Genomic DNA, 16,311 nt, shown 5'->3' with positions numbered 1-16,311 from the left:
CCGAATTCAAGCCGAGGCTGATTGAAATCAGTGAAAAACATTGAGAAAATCAACCGCTCTTTTTAATTAGGAATCCTTATGACAACCTTATCAACCAAACAAAAACAATTTTTAAAAGGTCTTGCGCACCATCTTAACCCAGTCGTTATGCTTGGTGGAAATGGCTTAACCGAAGGCGTACTTGCTGAAATTGAAAATGCACTTAATCATCACGAACTCATTAAAGTAAAAGTTGCTGGTGCAGATCGCGAAACAAAACAACTTATTATCGATGCGATTGTGCGTGAAACTAAAGCAGCACAAGTACAAACTATCGGGCATATTTTGGTGCTTTATCGCCCAAGCGAAGAAGCAAAAATTCAGCTTCCACGCAAATGACAACAAAAGTGCGGTCATTTTTAACCGCACTTTTTTATTTAAATATAATTCACTTCAATAATATCAAACTCAACGACACCGCCAGGCGTTGTAATATTAACGGTATCATCTAATTCTTTACCAATTAAACCTCGCGCAATTGGAGAATTAACCGAAATCAAACCAGATTTAATGTCCGCTTCATCATCGCCTACAATGCGATAAGTGACTTCTTCGTCTGTATCCGTATTTACAAGCACAACGGTTGCACCAAAAATAACTTTACCGTTATTTGGCATTTTTGTTACATCAATAATTTGAGCATTACCAAGTTTACCTTCAATCTCTTGAATACGGCCTTCACAAAAACCTTGTTGCTCACGAGCCGCATGATATTCTGCATTTTCTTTTAAATCACCATGTTCGCGTGCTTCAGCTATCGCTTTAATAATTTCTGGACGACGTACATTTTTTAAGAAATCCAATTCTTCACGTAATTGTTCTGCGCCACGCACAGTCATTGGAATTTGTTGCATTGTTTTTCCTTTTACTAAATAAAACAAAAACCACGGCAAAATACTAAAATCTTGCCGCAGTATTATTAAAAATAAACTTGAAATGAGAAAATGATTTACTCAATTTCATTCGGGGCTTATTATTGTTCGTCTAAAAAAAAATAGCAACCATAACAAACCTAATATGAAAAAATTATCTTCAATTTCCACCGCACTTGGATCCTTTTTACTTTCCGTAAGCTTTAGCCTTCCAACCTTCGCAAACATTAATGTTTCAGACTTAACACAAAAACTGCCTGAAGGCTCTAGCGTAGGTTTCATCGCAAAAAATATAAATCAAAACCAAATTATCGCGGATTATAATGGCTCAACCTTTATGCTTCCTGCGAGTACACAAAAAGTTTTTACCGCTGTTGCCGCTAAACTTGCATTAGGCGATCAATTCCAATTTGAGACCGCTCTTTTGAGTAATGGGAAAATTCAAAATGGGAATTTAGATGGCAACTTAATCGTGCGTTTTACAGGCGATCCTGATCTCACTAGCGGCCAGCTTTATACCTTACTTGCCGAATTAAAAAAACAAGGCATCAAAAAAATCAATGGCGATTTAGTATTAGATACCTCTGTTTTTTCTAGTCACGACCGAGGATTAGGTTGGATTTGGAACGATCTGACCATGTGTTTCAACTCTCCGCCATCCGCTGCGAATATTGATAACAACTGTTTTTATGCGGAACTAGATGCCAATCAAAACCCCGGTGAAACAGTAAAAATCAATGTGCCTGCACAATTTCCAATTCAAGTGTTTGGACAAGTCTATGTAGCGGATAGCAATGAAGCGCCTTATTGTCAGCTCGATGTTGTTGTACATGACAATAATCGCTATCAAGTAAAAGGATGTTTAGCACGTCAATCTAAACCTTTTGGCTTAAGCTTTGCCGTGCAAGATACGGATGCTTATGCTGCCGCGATTATTCAACGTCAATTAAGACAATTAGGTATTGAGTTTAATGGCAAAGTCATGTTGCCCCAAAAACCACAACAAGGTCAGTTATTAGCGAAACATTTATCAAAACAATTACCAGATTTATTGAAAAAAATGATGAAAAAATCGGATAACCAAATTGCCGATTCATTATTCCGAGCTGTGGCATTCAATTACTATAAACGCCCTGCATCCTTTCAATTAGGTACATTAGCGATTAAATCCATATTACAAAAACAGGGAATTCGTTTTGGTAACAGTATTTTAGCCGATGGTTCGGGTCTGTCTCGCCATAATCTTGTAGCACCTAAAACGATGCTATCCGTTTTAGAGTACATCGCCAAAAACGAAGATAAATTGCACTTAATGGAAACTTTCCCCATCGCAGGCGTAGATGGCACGATCAGTGGTCGTGGTGGATTAATTAGCCAGCCATTAGTGAAAAATGTCATAGCTAAAACAGGTTCTTTGAAAGGGGTTTATAACCTCGCCGGATTTATGACAAACGCTCGAGGGGAAAAAGTGGCCTTTGTACAATTTATTAATGGCTACTCAACAGGCGATTTGGAAAGCAAAACAAAACGAGCACCATTAGTACAATTTGAGAGTGGCTTATACAACGAAATCTATAAATACTAATAAAGCCTTCTAAAAAATACCGCACTTTGCCATCCAAAGTGCGGTGTTTTTTTATAGCCTTTTAAAAATACTATCGCCTAAAATACGAACGAGATTTACCAGATAATATCGATCAACGTATTGAACAAGATGCGAGAGAATTTATTATCAGTACAGTACAAATTGTACGAGGCGTGATTAACTCGGTGCTCACGACCATTGAATTTACGATTATTTTATGGTCACTTTCTGGCGTGTTAACTTTATTCGAATTTAATATCGAAAAAGGCGTTGTTTTCTTCATTTATGCTTTTATTATTTTTGCGACACTCATGTCCGTGTGGATTGGTCGCCCTCTAGTTAAGCTGAATTTTACAAAAGAGAAACTCAATGGCGATTATCGTTATTCCTTAATCCGTGTACGAGACAATGCGGAAAGCATTCTTTTTATAATGGTGAGCCAAAAGAACAAACTTTCTTACAACATCAATTCCGTCAAATTATTCATAACCGTTGGTCCATTGTATTAAAAATGTTGGGATTAAATAGTTTCAACTCTGGAGTAACTCGCGTTGCCAAATTATTGCCTTTAATGTTACAAGCGCCACGTTTCTTTTCTGGTCAAATAAAGCTAGGTGACATGCATCAAACAGTCCAAGCATTTAACCGATTAATGACCGCACTTTCATTCTTCCGCTTGTTCTATGAGCAATTCACACTCTATCAAGCACGGTTAAATCGTCTTTATGGTTTTATAATAAAAATGGATGAATTAGATAAACAAAACGTTCATCATCCTTTTCATTGTTCTCATCGTGTCGCCTTAAAAAACTTCGGTATTAAAGATGAACAAGGTAATGTTCTACTCAATAATTTAAATATTCATTTAGAAAATGGAGATGCCTTATTGATTCAAGGTGCATCTGGAACAGGAAAAACATCGCTGCTAAAAGCAATTGCAGGAATATATCCTTTTGAAACCATAGGTATTGCGGAGCATCCATGCATGGGAAGTTTATTCCTGCCACAACGACCTTATATGCCGCAGGGTACTTTACGAGAAGCAATTTGTTATCCAAATATCAATCCAAGTCACGCAGAATTAGAACAAACCATGAGGGATTGTGCGCTAGGAAAATATATACACGCGCTTAATGTAAAAAATGACTGGCAAGCAATTTTATCGCCTGGTGAACTTCAAAGAGTGGCGTTTATTCGTATTTTACTCACTAAACCAGATGTCGTATTTCTCGATGAAACGACTTCCGCATTAGATGAAACAACAGAGCATTTACTCTACCAAACAATTAAAGAGCGTCTGCCCGAAATGATCATTCTCAGCGTAGGTCATCGTAGTACATTACAGCAATTTCATAACAAACAACTAAAATTAGATGTATGTTTATTATATGAAAATTAGAAGATGGCAAGTTAAGAATATATAAACCAAATATTTTGTTTATTTTGATGCTAGTCTAAAGAACGCCTATAAAATTAAAATAAAATCATAAAAAAAGCCCTCGAAATTCGAGGGCTTGATCTTTTACTATCGTAATAAAAATTAGCGACGTAAACCTAAACGAGTGATAGTGCTTTGGTATAAAGCAAGATCAGTACGTTTTAAGTAGTCTAAAAGTTTACGACGACGAGAAACCATACGTAATAAACCACGACGACCATGGTGGTCTTTTTTGTGCTCTGCAAAGTGAGCTTGTAAGTGGTTGATTTGTGCAGTTAATAATGCGATTTGAACTTCAGAAGAACCAGTATCTTTCGCATCACGACCAAATTCAGCAACGATTGCTGCTTTTTTTTCAGTACTTAGAGACATTTTTTACTCCTAAAAGGTAGTGTTGTTAATACATCATTCGCCGATCTCTAACTCAGCGATGACAAGGAGCCTGCATTCTAGCGATGAATAAGCTCAAATGCAAGGTTTAAAGCTAAAAAATAAAATTGAAAAACATTATATCTTTTCAATCACAACCTTTATATCCTCTGGCGGTGCATAATAAGGTGCAGAAGTGATAAATAAACGAATACCCAGTTTGGCATAATCTGATACATTATCTTTATTTACCCCTCCAGCAACAGAAAGTAGAATATCTTTCTGTTTTGATTGAAGTAGCGCTAAAGCCTTTTTCACATCATCTAATGACCATTTATCAAGTTGAATAATATCGGGCTCTGCTACATACATTTGCTCAAATTGAGCATAATTATCTGCTTCTAAAGTAATTTTATTTTCAGGTGCTTCTTGACGTAATCCATCCACAATTTTCACCCAATCATTTGGATCAGAAAGTAAGTTTCGATGATTAGTAAAAACCAAAAGAGTTTCGCTGAGGCCTTGTCGATGAATATGTCCACCAGCAGCTAATACAGCATTTGTCGCAAGTTTACGCGTATTAGGAATACTTTTACGCGTGCAAGCCACAACAGCATTTGGGTTAATCGCTTTGGCATTGGCTATCATTTCTGCCGTATATTGAGCAACCCCACATGACCATTCAAGTACCAATTGCACCACTTTCCAAGCTTGATGTAATTGTTCAGACATTCCTTCCGCACTTATCAGCAAAGCACCTGATTCAACCAACTCACCTTCTTTTGCATATAAGTGCGATTGAATATCCAGTCTTTTTAATAATTTTTCCACAACAGAAACACCCGCCACAATACCTGCATTTTTACGCTTAAAAAGAATTTTTGCCGGAGTATTTTCAATACCAAGGGCATGAGTGGTTAAATCGCCACGATAAATATCCTCAAGTAATAAATCATCCAATTCTTTATCTGAAAAATAAATCATCGCTACTCCTTAAATTAGTTGTCCTTGATATAAATAAACCTGTTACTTAAAAACAGTGCTTTCTGTGATAATTTCATGTAAATATTAAAGCAACAAAAAAGGTTGGGACTCCCCAACCTTTCACCTAATCTTTCAATAATTTAATTTTTTCAATCACATTTGTTGTTGAACAACCATTTTCAAAGTTTAGCACTTTAACATCACCGCCATTTGCCCAAACTTCTTTTGCTCCAGCAATCTCTTCGGGTTTGTAATCTCCGCCTTTGACTAAAAGATCTGGTAGAATTTCACCGATTAAACGTTGTGGTGTATCTTCAGTGAATGGTACCAACCAGTCCACTGATGCCAAACCAGCCAGTACCGCCATTCGAGTTTCAAGGTTGTTAATTGGGCGACTATCACCTTTTAAGCGTTTAACGGAATCATCACTGTTTACTGCGACAATTAAACGATCGCCCAATTTACGTGCATTTTCTAAATAAGAAACATGCCCTGGATGCAAAATATCGAAACAGCCATTAGTCATCACAATTTTTTCACCGCGTGCTTTAGCTTGTGCGACAGCATCTTTTAACTCTGCTTCGCTCATAATGCCAAATCCCGTTTCAGGGCGAGCATGAATCGCATTTTCAAGTTCCACAGTCGAAACCGTTGAAGTCCCCAATTTACCCACCACAATTCCAGCGGCGACATTAGCTAGGTAACAAGATTCTTCGAAAGAACGTCCATCTGCTAATGCAGTTGCTAATACACTAATGACAGTGTCACCGGCTCCCGTCACATCAAACACTTCTTTTGCAACAGTTGGCAAATGATAGGGTTCTTGATTTGGACGTAACAATGTCATTCCTTTTTCAGAACGCGTCACCAAAAGTGCGGTTAATTCAATATCAGAAATTAATTTTAAACCTTTCTCAATGATCTCTTCTTCTGTATCGCATTTGCCCACAACGGCTTCAAATTCAGACATATTTGGTGTTAATAATGTTGCACCACAATAACGTTCAAAATCAGTTCCCTTTGGATCGATTAACACAGGAACATTCGCTTTGCGTGCAATTTGAATCATTTTCTGAACATCTTTAAGCGTGCCTTTGCCGTAATCAGAAAGAATAAAAGCACCGTAATTTTTCACCGCACTTTCTAACTTCGCTAATAAATCCTTGCAATCTACATTATTGAAATCTTCTTCAAAATCAAGGCGGAGCAGCTGTTGATGACGGGATAAAATACGTAATTTAGTAATGGTTGGATGAGTCTCTAATGCAACAAAATTACAATCGATTTTTTGTTTTTCTAATAAGTGGGAAAGCGCAGAACCAGTTTCATCTTGTCCAATCAATCCCATTAACTGAACGGGTACATTGAGTGACGCAATATTCATCGCCACATTTGCGGCACCACCCGCACGCTCTTCATTTTCTTGTACACGAACTACTGGCACCGGAGCTTCTGGTGAAATACGGTTGGTTGCCCCGAACCAATAACGATCAAGCATCACATCGCCTAATACAAGTACTTTTGCTTGCTTAAATTCTGCTGAATATTGAGCCATTTTTAAATCTCTCTATTTGAATAACCAAAATTGTGGCGATTTTACCACAACTCAAATTTACGATAAACTACGCCCCTAACTTACGTGGAAAGAACAATGAAAAACGAAAAACTCCCTCAATTTCAACCGCACTTTTTAGCCCCAAAATACTGGCTGTTTTGGCTAGGCGTGGCAATTTGGCGAAGTATTTTATGTCTTCCCTATCCTATTTTGCGCCATATTGGTAATGGTCTCGGTTGGCTGTTTTCACATTTAAAAGTGGGTAAGCGTCGAGCTGCTATTGCACGCCGTAATCTTGAACTTTGTTTCCCTGATATGCCTGAAAACGAGCGTGAGGCGATTTTGCAAGAAAATCTTCGTTCAGTAGGCATGGCAATTATCGAAACAGGTATGGCTTGGTTTTGGTCGGATTCACGTATCAAAAAATGGTCGAAAGTTGAAGGCTTACATTATCTAAAAGAAAATCAAAAAGATGGAATTGTTCTCGTCGGTGTTCATTTCTTAACGCTAGAACTTGGCGCACGCATTCTTGGTTTGCATCATCCCGGCATTGGCGTTTATCGTCCAAATGATAATCCTTTGCTTGATTGGCTCCAAACACAAGGCCGTTTACGCTCTAATAAAGATATGCTTGATCGTAAAGATTTACGCGGAATGATCAAAGCTTTACGTCACGAAGAAACCATTTGGTATGCGCCTGATCACGATTACGGCAGAAAAAATGCCGTTTTTGTTCCCTTTTTTGCGGTTCCTGATGCTTGCACAACCACTGGTAGTTATTATTTATTGAAATCCTCACCAAATAGCAAAGTGATTCCATTTGCGCCATTACGCAATAAAGATGGCTCAGGCTATACTGTGAGTATTTCAGCGCCTATTGATTTTACGGATTTACAAGATGAAACGGCGATTGCTGCGCGAATGAATCAAATCGTTGAAAAGGAAATAATGAAGGATATAACTCTATACATGTGGCTACATCGCCGTTTTAAAACACGTCCAGATGAAAATACGCCTAGTTTATACAATTAAAAGTGCGGTCGAATATCACCGCACTTTTTGATAGAATTTTCTCAAATTTAAAAATTAACGAATAATCTCACCATGACAACCAATTATTCAGCTCAAGAAATTACTGTTCTTAAAGATCTCGAGCCGGTGCAAATTCGCCCTGGTATGTATACAGACACCACTCGCCCGAATCACCTCGCACAAGAAGTTATTGATAACAGCGTGGATGAAGCCCTTGCGGGTTTTGCCACAAAAATTGAAGTAATTTTGCATCCAGATCAATCTATTGAAGTCACAGACAATGGTCGCGGTATGCCTGTGGATATTCATCCTACGGAAGGTGTTTCTGGAGTAGAAGTGATCCTGACTAAACTACATGCGGGTGGTAAATTCTCCAATAAAAATTATGAATTTGCCGGTGGTTTACACGGTGTGGGGATTTCTGTGGTGAATGCACTTTCTGAACGAGTGGATATTCAAGTCAAACGTAATGGTGAAGTGTATAAAATTGCCTTTGAAAACGGCAATAAAGTAGAAGAATTGGAAGTTATTGGGACTTGTGGCAGACGCGCCACTGGAACAACCGTTCACTTCAAACCGAATCCAAAATATTTTGACAGCGCAAAATTTTCCGTTAGCCGTCTACGACATTTATTAAGAGCGAAAGCCGTCCTCTGCTCAGGGCTTGAAATCAAATTCATTGATAAAGTAAACAATACTCAAGATATTTGGTTATATGAAGATGGGCTTTCCGATTACCTTATCGAAGCAGTTAACGGCTTTGAAACGCTTCCTGAAAAACCATTCGTTGGTGAATTTAAAGGAACAAATGAAGCGGTTAGCTGGGCATTACTTTGGTTGCCAGAAGGTGGCGAGCTGATTGGCGAAAGCTATGTAAACTTAATTCCAACAATTCAAGGCGGAACACATGTTAATGGCCTACGCCAAGGTTTATTAGATGCCATTCGAGAATTTTGCGAATTTAGAAATCTATTACCACGCGGGGTCAAACTTACCGCTGATGATATTTGGGATCGTTGTTCTTACATTCTTTCCCTTAAAATGCAGGATGCGCAATTTGCGGGGCAAACTAAGGAACGCTTATCATCACGCCAAAGTGCGGTGTTTGTCAGCGGTGTTTTAAAAGATGCGTTCAGTCTATGGCTAAACCAAAATGTACAAGATGCTGAAAAATTAGCAGAAATAGCGATCAGTTCTGCACAACGCCGATTACGAGCAGCCAAAAAAGTTGTACGAAAAAAACTTGTTAGTGGCCCTGCATTACCAGGGAAATTAGCTGATTGTGGCTCACAAGATTTAGAAAAAACGGAATTATTTTTAGTAGAGGGCGACTCTGCGGGCGGCTCAGCAAAACAAGCACGTGATCGCGAATATCAAGCGATTTTGCCGTTACGTGGAAAAATCTTAAATACATGGGAAGTTTCACCGGATCAAGTATTAGGTTCAACAGAAATTCACGATATCGCCGTGGCCCTAGGGATCGATCCTGACAGCAATGATTTATCACAACTTCGCTATGGTAAAGTCTGTATTCTCGCGGATGCTGACTCTGATGGCCTGCATATTGCCACTCTACTCTGCGCCCTGTTCTTACGTCATTTTCCAAAATTGGTACAAGACGGTCACGTTTATGTGGCTATGCCACCACTTTATCGCATTGACTTAAATAAAGAAGTCTTCTACGCATTAGATGAAAGTGAAAAAGAAGCGATTTTAGATCGGTTGAAAAATAAAAAAGGCAAACCTAATGTTCAACGTTTTAAAGGTTTAGGTGAAATGAACCCATCACAATTACGTGAAACAACAATGGATCCTAATACGCGTCGCCTTGTTCAATTAACTTATGATTTAGAGGAAGACCAAGGCGCGGATACATTAGAACTCATGGATATGTTATTAGCGAAAAAACGTTCCGAAGACCGTAAAAATTGGTTACAAGCGAAAGGCGATCAAGTTGATTTGTCTGTTTAGACTAAATTAATCTCTGCAAATCCGAATTTTAATAAATTAAGAATCTATTCAATTAACAGAAACCAAAATGACAAATATCAATTATGAAGGCATTGAGCAAATGCCTCTACGTACCTTCACTGAAAGGGCTTATCTCAACTATTCCATGTATGTCATCATGGATCGTGCGCTGCCTTTTATCGGCGATGGTTTAAAACCTGTTCAACGCCGTATTGTATATGCGATGTCTGAACTTGGCTTAAATGCTACGGCAAAATACAAAAAATCTGCCCGTACCGTCGGTGATGTACTCGGTAAATTCCATCCACATGGTGACAGTGCTTGTTATGAAGCGATGGTGTTAATGGCACAACCATTCTCTTATCGTTATCCGCTCGTAGATGGTCAAGGTAACTGGGGGGCACCAGATGATCCAAAATCCTTCGCGGCTATGCGTTATACGGAATCGCGCCTATCTAAAATCTCTGAAATCTTGTTGAGTGAACTCGGACAAGGAACGGTAGATTATCAACCAAACTTTGATGGAACCTTGGCCGAACCACAATATTTACCTGCTCGTTTACCTCATATTTTATTGAACGGCACAACAGGTATTGCGGTGGGTATGGCGACAGATATTCCACCACACAATATTAACGAAATTGCTGATGCGGCAGTAATGTTGCTAGATAATCCGAAAGCGGGATTAGATGATGTACTTGAAATTGTTCAAGGTCCAGATTTTCCAACAGAAGCGGAAATTATTTCGCCAAAATCAGAAATTCGTAAAATTTATGAACAAGGCCGTGGCTCAATAAAAATGCGTGCAACTTGGAAAAAAGAAGAGGGCGAAATTATTATCTCAGCACTTCCGCATCAATCTTCGCCATCCAAAGTTATTGCACAAATAGCCGAACAAATGACGGCAAAAAAACTGCCAATGCTAGAGGATATTCGGGATGAAGCCGATCATGAAAATCCAATTCGCATTGTACTAGTTCCTCGCTCAAATCGCGTCGATACCGATGCGTTAATGGCACATTTATTTGCTACCACAGATCTTGAAAAAAGCTACCGTGTAAATATGAATATGATCGGGCTTGATCATAAACCTGCGGTAAAAGGCTTATTAGAAATCTTAAATGAATGGCTTACTTTCCGCCGAACAACCGTAACTCGTCGCCTTCAATATCGCTTAGATAAAGTACTCTCTCGCTTACATATTTTAGAAGGTTTGATGATAGCCTTTTTAAATATTGATGAGGTTATCGACATTATACGTCATGAAGATGATCCAAAAGCAGAGCTTATGACACGCTTTAATTTAAGCGATGAACAAGCCGATGCAATTTTAAATTTACGCTTACGTCATTTAGCGAAATTAGAAGAAAACCAACTCAAAGCTGAACAAGATGAACTTGAAAAAGAGCGGTTAAATTTAGAAGCAATTTTAGGATCAGAACGCCGTTTGAATACGCTTATCAAAAAAGAAATTCAAGAAGATGCGAAAAAATATGCCAGTCCACGTATGTCTCAACTGGTCGAACGTGAAGAAGCCAAAATGATCTCTGAAAGTGACATGACACCAGCAGAACCAGTTACTGTCATCTTATCCGAAATGGGCTGGGTACGTTGTGCAAAAGGACACGATATCGATCCTAAATCATTAAGCTACAAAGCGGGTGATAATTATCGAGCTCATGCTTGTGGCAAGAGTAATCAAGCCGTTGTATTCATTGATAGTACAGGGCGGAGTTATGCACTCGATCCGCTTTCATTACCTTCCGCGCGTTCGCAAGGTGAACCTCTCACAGGTAAACTAAATTTACCAGCTGGTGCGACCATTGAATATGTCGTAATGGCCAGCGAACAGCAAGAGTTATTGATGGCTTCTGATGCGGGTTATGGTTTTATTTGTAAATTTGAAGATTTAATTGCACGCAATAAAGCAGGAAAAGCCTTGATTTCTTTACCGGAAAATGCCAAAGTGATAGAGCCTAAGACGCTGACGAATGCCACCGTACTGGTTGTCGCTATGACATCCGCTGGCAGAATGTTGATTTTCCCGGCAAAAGATTTACCGGCATTATCAAAAGGCAAAGGCAATAAAATTGTGACAATTCCTGCCGTAAATGCAAAAGAGCGCAGTGAATTGTTAGTGAAATTATTGCTCATTTCAGATCAAGCAAGTCTTGAATTTCATTCCGGAAAACGAAAAATTGTATTAAAACCGGAAGATCTGCAGAAGTTCCGTGCTGAACGAGGCAGAAAAGGTTCGACATTACCACGTGGATTACATACCAATGTTGAAATAGTGGTAATCGAACCGCAACACAACACATAACTTAAACACAACATAGGGAGATCCAATTTATGAGTCATACATTTAGCACGTATGAAACCCTTGCACTAGCAAGCTTAGTCTTGCTCTTGGGTTATTTTCTCGTTAAACGAATCAGCATCTTAAAAACCTTCAACATTCCTGAGCCAGTTGTTGGTGGTTTTATTGTTGCCATTGGTCTTTTAATTTGGAATAAAGTTGACGGGACATCCTTTAACTTCGATAAAAATTTGCAAACTACCATGATGTTAGTGTTCTTCACTTCCATTGGTTTAAGCGCAAACTTTTCCCGTTTAATTAAAGGCGGAAAACCACTTATCGTATTTTTGTTCGTCGCTGGTTTGCTAATTATTTGCCAAAATGTTATTGGTGTCATAGGTTCATTAGCATTAGGTATCCATCCAGCATACGGTTTATTAGCGGGTTCTGTCACATTAACTGGCGGTCATGGCACTGGCGCAGCGTGGGCTGATACATTCGTTCATCAATTCAATTTACAAGGCGCTACTGAAATTGCTATGGCATGTGCAACCTTTGGTTTAGTCTTTGGTGGTATCATCGGTGGTCCTGTTGCACGTTTCTTATTAAATCGTCAAAAACAAGGTGAAAATCCTGAAAATGATGAAGTAGATGATATTCAAGAGGCTTTTGAACATCCAACTTACAAACGTAAAATTACTTCACGTTCGTTAATTGAAACTATTGCAATGATGTCTATCTGTTTGCTTATCGGCCAATATTTAGATGCTCAAACAAAAGGCACCGCATTCCAATTACCAACATTCGTATGGTGTTTATTTACCGGTGTAATTATCCGCAATATTTTAACCAACATCTTCCGTTTCCAAGTGGCTGAATCTGCTATTGATGTATTGGGTAGCGTGGGTTTATCTATCTTCTTAGCTATCGCCCTAATGTCATTAAAACTTTGGGAACTTGCAGGCTTAGCGGTAGATGTATTAATCATCCTTGCAGTACAAGTTGTCTTTATGGCGGTATTTGCAATCTATGTTACTTATCGCGCAATGGGTAAAGATTATGATGCGGTTGTATTAAGCTCTGGTCACTGTGGCTTCGGTTTAGGTGCAACACCAACAGCCGTTGCAAATATGCAAGCCATTACCAGCCGTTTTGGGCCATCACACAAAGCATTTTTAATCGTTCCAATGGTCGGTGCATTCTTTATCGATTTAATCAATGCCGCGCTATTGAAAGTCTCATTTGCAGTTGTAAATATGCTCGCGTAAAGTGCGGTTAAAATTGACAATCTTTTAGAGAAATGCCTTTATCTTGAATTGATAAAGGCATTTATTTTAAGGAAGAAAAACAAAAGGAAAAACTATGCACGAATTATCTCTTTGTCAAAATATGCTGGAAATAGTAGAACAACAATGTAAAAGTCACGATATAAAAAAAGTTACGGATCTTTGGCTAGAAATTGGTGCCCTCTCTTGTGTAGAACCTGACGCATTAGAATTTTGTTTTGATATAACCTTTCAAGGTACCGCTGCTGAAGGCTGTAAACTTCATCTAATTCCTATTCCAGCGCAAGCCTGGTGTTGGCAGTGTCAAAAATTAGTTGAGATACAAGCCCATCATGATTCTTGTCCAAATTGTGGCAGCATACACTTGCAACGACAAAGCGGTGATGAATTACGTATTAAAGAAATTGCCTTTGAATAGACCGCTCTTTTTTAGCATTTCCAATATTCTTACCTATATCATATTTCATTAAGCATAAAAAAGGACAGGCATAAAGCCTGTCCTCATCATGATAAATATGATAATTAAGCCACAAGTGCGGTTTCTTTTAAGCGTGATTTGAGCTTAGTATATTCAGTTACAACATAGTGCTCAGCCCAACGTTGATCTTCAATTTTCTCGATACGCACTGCGCTGTATTTATATTCCGGAGTACGAGATCCCGGATTTAAATGTTCAGCCGTGAGTTCGTTACATTTTCCGATCCACCATTGGTAAGTCATATAACACGCACCTTTGTTAGTACGAGAACTTACATCAGCACGAGATATAACTTTACCACGAGATGAAGAAATCCAAACAAGCTCATTATTCTTAATACCTAAAGCTTTCGCATCTTGATCGTTCATTTGAACAAATCCTGGTTCATCAGCCAACGCAGCAAGTGCACGGCAGTTACCCGTCATTGAACGGCAAGAATAGTGACCAACTTCACGCACGGTAGAAAGCACTAATGGATATTCTTCAGAGACTTCTTCCATTGGTGGTTCCCAGTCGCAAGCAAAGAATTCAGCTTTACCATTTGGACGGTCGAAGATTTGACCTTCATACAAGTATGTAGTGCCTTGATCTTCAGGGCCTTCATCTGTACATGGCCATTGAATATAACCCAAGCCTTCCATTTTCTCGTAAGTTGCACCTTTATAAATTGGGCAAAGCTCACGCAACTCATCCCAAATTTCTTTGGTGTTGTTGTAATGCATTGGATAACCCAAAGCTTGTGCCATAAGACTGATGATTTCCCAGTCGTCTTTCACATCACCCACAGGATCCACCGCTTTATAGAAACGTTGGAAACCACGGTCAGCCGCACTATAAACACCTTCGTGTTCTGCACAAGATGTTGCTGGTAAAATCACATCTGCTTCCGCTGCCGTTTGAGTCATAAAGATATCTTGAACAATAATGAACTCAAGATCTTTAAAGGTTTGTTTCATTGCATTCAAATCAGGTTCAGTTTGTAAAGTATCTTCACCCATAATGTAGAATGCTTTGAGTTTACCTTCTGCCACTGCATGTGGCACTTCACTCAATGGTACACCTGGTTTGGTTGGAATAGATGGTACGCCCCATGCTTTCGCAAATTTGGCGTTGATTTCAGGATCCGCATAGCTTTGATAACCTGGTAAAGTATTATATAAAGCCCCCATGTCACATGCGCCTTGTACGTTGTTTTGCCCACGCACAGGGTTTACACCAACATTTGGTTTACCTAAGTTACCAGTAAGCATTGCCAAGCTTGCTAATGCACGTACAGTTTCCACACCTTGACGGAACTGACATACTCCCATACCCCACAGAATTGTCGCAGTTTCAGCTTTCGCATAAGTGCGGGCAATTTCTCTTAACATTTCAGGCTCAACGCCAGTGATATGTTGAGTTGATTCAGGTGTATAAGCTTTTACAGTTTCATAGAACACATCGAAATTTTCGGTATGTTCATCGATGAATTTTTGATCTTGTAATCCTTCTTCAAGAATCACGTTCATCATTGCATTCAAAAATGCGACGTTACTACCATTAGCAAGTGGCGCATAAATATCAGCAATACGAGCGGTTTCAATTTTACGAGGGTCACAAACAATAATCTTCGCCCCTTTTGCTTTTGCGTGGTTAATACGACGCGCCACAATAGGGTGAGATGTTGAGGCATTATAGCCAAAGATAAATACGCATTTAGTGTCTTCAATCTCAACGATTGAGTTGGACATCGCGCCATTACCCACTGATTTGAGCAGACCTGCTACAGATGGGCCATGTCAGACACGTGCACAACAGTCAATGTTGTTATTGCCTAATACCGCACGAGCAAATTTTTGCATAACGAAATTCACTTCGTTACCCGGTCCACGAGAAGAACCCGTTACCATAATTGACTCGTTGCCATATTTTTCTCTAATTTCTTGTAAACGTTTTGCAGAATAGGAAATAGCCTCTTCCCAGCTCACTGGCGTGAACGGCTCACCACGTTTGTAGCGAATCATCGGTTGAGTTAGGCGAGGAGTGAGGATTTTTGTGTCATGCACGAAATCCCAGCCATAATATCCTTTCAGGCAAAGCTCCCGTTCGTTTGTTTTACCGTTTGCACCTTCAGCACCCACAATTTTGTTGTTCTCAACCAATAGATTGATCTTACAACCTGAAGCGCAATACGGACAGACAGTAATCACTTTTTTAATTGCCATAGTAATGTCCTTATTTTAGATAACCAGAATGAATTACTCATTCTGAGTAATATAATACGCCTAAATAAAGAACATAGGCTTATAAATTCTGTGGATTTTTTGATATAAAACAGGTTTTAGATAATTTTTTAATATTCTGAGAAAACTCAAAGAAAAATGACCGCACTTTTGATAGTGGGGTCATTAGAAGATGTGTATA

Annotated in this window: 12 protein-coding genes and 1 pseudogene; 8 read left to right on the top strand and 5 right to left on the bottom strand. The window is 39.0% G+C overall.

Features of this window, described 5'->3' with window-relative positions; genetic code table 11:
- Nucleotides 1-78 precede the first annotated feature (78 nt).
- Entirely contained in the window at nt 79-378 is a 300-nt protein-coding gene (yhbY, locus tag DV427_RS07970) for a ribosome assembly RNA-binding protein YhbY (RefSeq protein WP_005628915.1), read from the top strand.
- 38 nt (nt 379-416) lie between these two features.
- On the opposite strand, the gene greA is transcribed toward yhbY, so the two are convergent.
- On the bottom strand, nt 417-893 hold the full coding sequence (gene greA / locus DV427_RS07965; RefSeq protein ID WP_005637913.1) for a transcription elongation factor GreA: 477 nt from the start codon (nt 891-893) through the stop codon (nt 417-419).
- 163 nt (nt 894-1,056) lie between these two features.
- On the opposite strand from greA, the gene dacB reads away from it, so the two are divergent.
- Together dacB and DV427_RS07955 are read left to right on the top strand one after the other, a co-directional pair.
- Nucleotides 1,057-2,496, top strand: a complete 1,440-nt coding sequence (gene dacB, locus DV427_RS07960; protein WP_114891946.1) for a serine-type D-Ala-D-Ala carboxypeptidase — start codon at nt 1,057-1,059, stop codon at nt 2,494-2,496.
- Between the two features lie 65 nt (nt 2,497-2,561).
- Nucleotides 2,562-3,895 (top strand): annotated as a pseudogene (locus DV427_RS07955) (ABC transporter ATP-binding protein/permease); the annotation flags it as partial.
- A 141-nt stretch (nt 3,896-4,036) separates the two neighbouring features.
- Here DV427_RS07955 and rpsO read toward each other — a convergent pair.
- The 3 genes from rpsO to hldE all read right to left on the bottom strand — a co-directional run bounded on the left by rpsO (nt 4,037) and on the right by hldE (nt 6,842).
- A complete protein-coding gene (rpsO, locus tag DV427_RS07950) occupies nt 4,037-4,306 on the bottom strand; it encodes a 30S ribosomal protein S15 (RefSeq protein WP_114891945.1) in 270 nt (89 codons plus the stop codon).
- A 135-nt stretch (nt 4,307-4,441) separates the two neighbouring features.
- Nucleotides 4,442-5,287 carry a ModD protein gene (gene modD, locus DV427_RS07945; protein WP_114891944.1) on the bottom strand — a complete coding sequence of 282 codons (846 nt, stop codon included), beginning with the start codon at nt 5,285-5,287 and terminating at the stop codon, nt 4,442-4,444.
- Between the two features lie 124 nt (nt 5,288-5,411).
- Nucleotides 5,412-6,842, bottom strand: a complete 1,431-nt coding sequence (hldE, locus tag DV427_RS07940; protein ID WP_114891943.1) for a bifunctional D-glycero-beta-D-manno-heptose-7-phosphate kinase/D-glycero-beta-D-manno-heptose 1-phosphate adenylyltransferase HldE — start codon at nt 6,840-6,842, stop codon at nt 5,412-5,414.
- A gap of 96 nt (nt 6,843-6,938) precedes the next feature.
- Here hldE and htrB point away from each other — a divergent pair, with 96 nt between their 5' ends.
- The 5 genes from htrB to hypA all read left to right on the top strand — a co-directional run bounded on the left by htrB (nt 6,939) and on the right by hypA (nt 13,848).
- Nucleotides 6,939-7,874 carry a lipid A biosynthesis lauroyl acyltransferase HtrB gene (gene htrB, locus DV427_RS07935; RefSeq protein ID WP_114891942.1) on the top strand — a complete coding sequence of 312 codons (936 nt, stop codon included), beginning with the start codon at nt 6,939-6,941 and terminating at the stop codon, nt 7,872-7,874.
- 72 nt (nt 7,875-7,946) lie between these two features.
- Nucleotides 7,947-9,845: a DNA topoisomerase IV subunit B gene (parE, locus tag DV427_RS07930; protein WP_114891941.1), complete on the top strand. Its 1,899-nt coding sequence runs from the start codon at nt 7,947-7,949 to the stop codon at nt 9,843-9,845.
- 67 nt (nt 9,846-9,912) lie between these two features.
- The gene (gene parC / locus DV427_RS07925; protein WP_114891940.1) at nt 9,913-12,168 is read left to right on the top strand and encodes a DNA topoisomerase IV subunit A; all 2,256 of its coding nucleotides are present in this window, start codon (nt 9,913-9,915) and stop codon (nt 12,166-12,168) included.
- A gap of 29 nt (nt 12,169-12,197) precedes the next feature.
- Complete coding sequence (gene gltS, locus DV427_RS07920) at nt 12,198-13,412, top strand: sodium/glutamate symporter (RefSeq protein WP_114891939.1); 1,215 nt, start codon at nt 12,198-12,200, stop codon at nt 13,410-13,412.
- Nucleotides 13,413-13,506: 94 nt separating this feature from the next.
- Nucleotides 13,507-13,848 (top strand): hydrogenase maturation nickel metallochaperone HypA, encoded by a 342-nt coding sequence (hypA, locus tag DV427_RS07915; RefSeq protein ID WP_114891938.1) that lies wholly within the window; start codon nt 13,507-13,509, stop codon nt 13,846-13,848.
- Nucleotides 13,849-13,952: 104 nt separating this feature from the next.
- Here hypA and fdhF read toward each other — a convergent pair whose 3' ends face one another.
- On the bottom strand, nt 13,953-16,112 hold the full coding sequence (gene fdhF / locus DV427_RS07910; RefSeq protein WP_240317985.1) for a formate dehydrogenase subunit alpha: 2,160 nt from the start codon (nt 16,110-16,112) through the stop codon (nt 13,953-13,955).
- Nucleotides 16,113-16,311: the final 199 nt, after the last annotated feature.

Source organism: Haemophilus haemolyticus (genome assembly GCF_003351405.1).
In the GTDB taxonomy this organism is placed as follows: domain Bacteria; phylum Pseudomonadota; class Gammaproteobacteria; order Enterobacterales; family Pasteurellaceae; genus Haemophilus; species Haemophilus haemolyticus_N.
This window is presented reverse-complemented; position numbering and strand designations above follow the sequence as displayed.

What these genes read in the sequence shown, in the direction of transcription:
- yhbY (WP_005628915.1), top strand. Translation starts at nt 79, where the DNA reads ATGACAACCTTATCAACCAAACAAAAACAATTTTTAAAAGGTCTTGCG.
- greA (WP_005637913.1), bottom strand. Translation starts at nt 893, where the DNA reads ATGCAACAAATTCCAATGACTGTGCGTGGCGCAGAACAATTACGTGAA.
- dacB (WP_114891946.1), top strand. Translation starts at nt 1,057, where the DNA reads ATGAAAAAATTATCTTCAATTTCCACCGCACTTGGATCCTTTTTACTT.
- rpsO (WP_114891945.1), bottom strand. Translation starts at nt 4,306, where the DNA reads ATGTCTCTAAGTACTGAAAAAAAAGCAGCAATCGTTGCTGAATTTGGT.
- modD (WP_114891944.1), bottom strand. Translation starts at nt 5,287, where the DNA reads ATGATTTATTTTTCAGATAAAGAATTGGATGATTTATTACTTGAGGAT.
- hldE (WP_114891943.1), bottom strand. Translation starts at nt 6,842, where the DNA reads ATGGCTCAATATTCAGCAGAATTTAAGCAAGCAAAAGTACTTGTATTA.
- htrB (WP_114891942.1), top strand. Translation starts at nt 6,939, where the DNA reads ATGAAAAACGAAAAACTCCCTCAATTTCAACCGCACTTTTTAGCCCCA.
- parE (WP_114891941.1), top strand. Translation starts at nt 7,947, where the DNA reads ATGACAACCAATTATTCAGCTCAAGAAATTACTGTTCTTAAAGATCTC.
- parC (WP_114891940.1), top strand. Translation starts at nt 9,913, where the DNA reads ATGACAAATATCAATTATGAAGGCATTGAGCAAATGCCTCTACGTACC.
- gltS (WP_114891939.1), top strand. Translation starts at nt 12,198, where the DNA reads ATGAGTCATACATTTAGCACGTATGAAACCCTTGCACTAGCAAGCTTA.
- hypA (WP_114891938.1), top strand. Translation starts at nt 13,507, where the DNA reads ATGCACGAATTATCTCTTTGTCAAAATATGCTGGAAATAGTAGAACAA.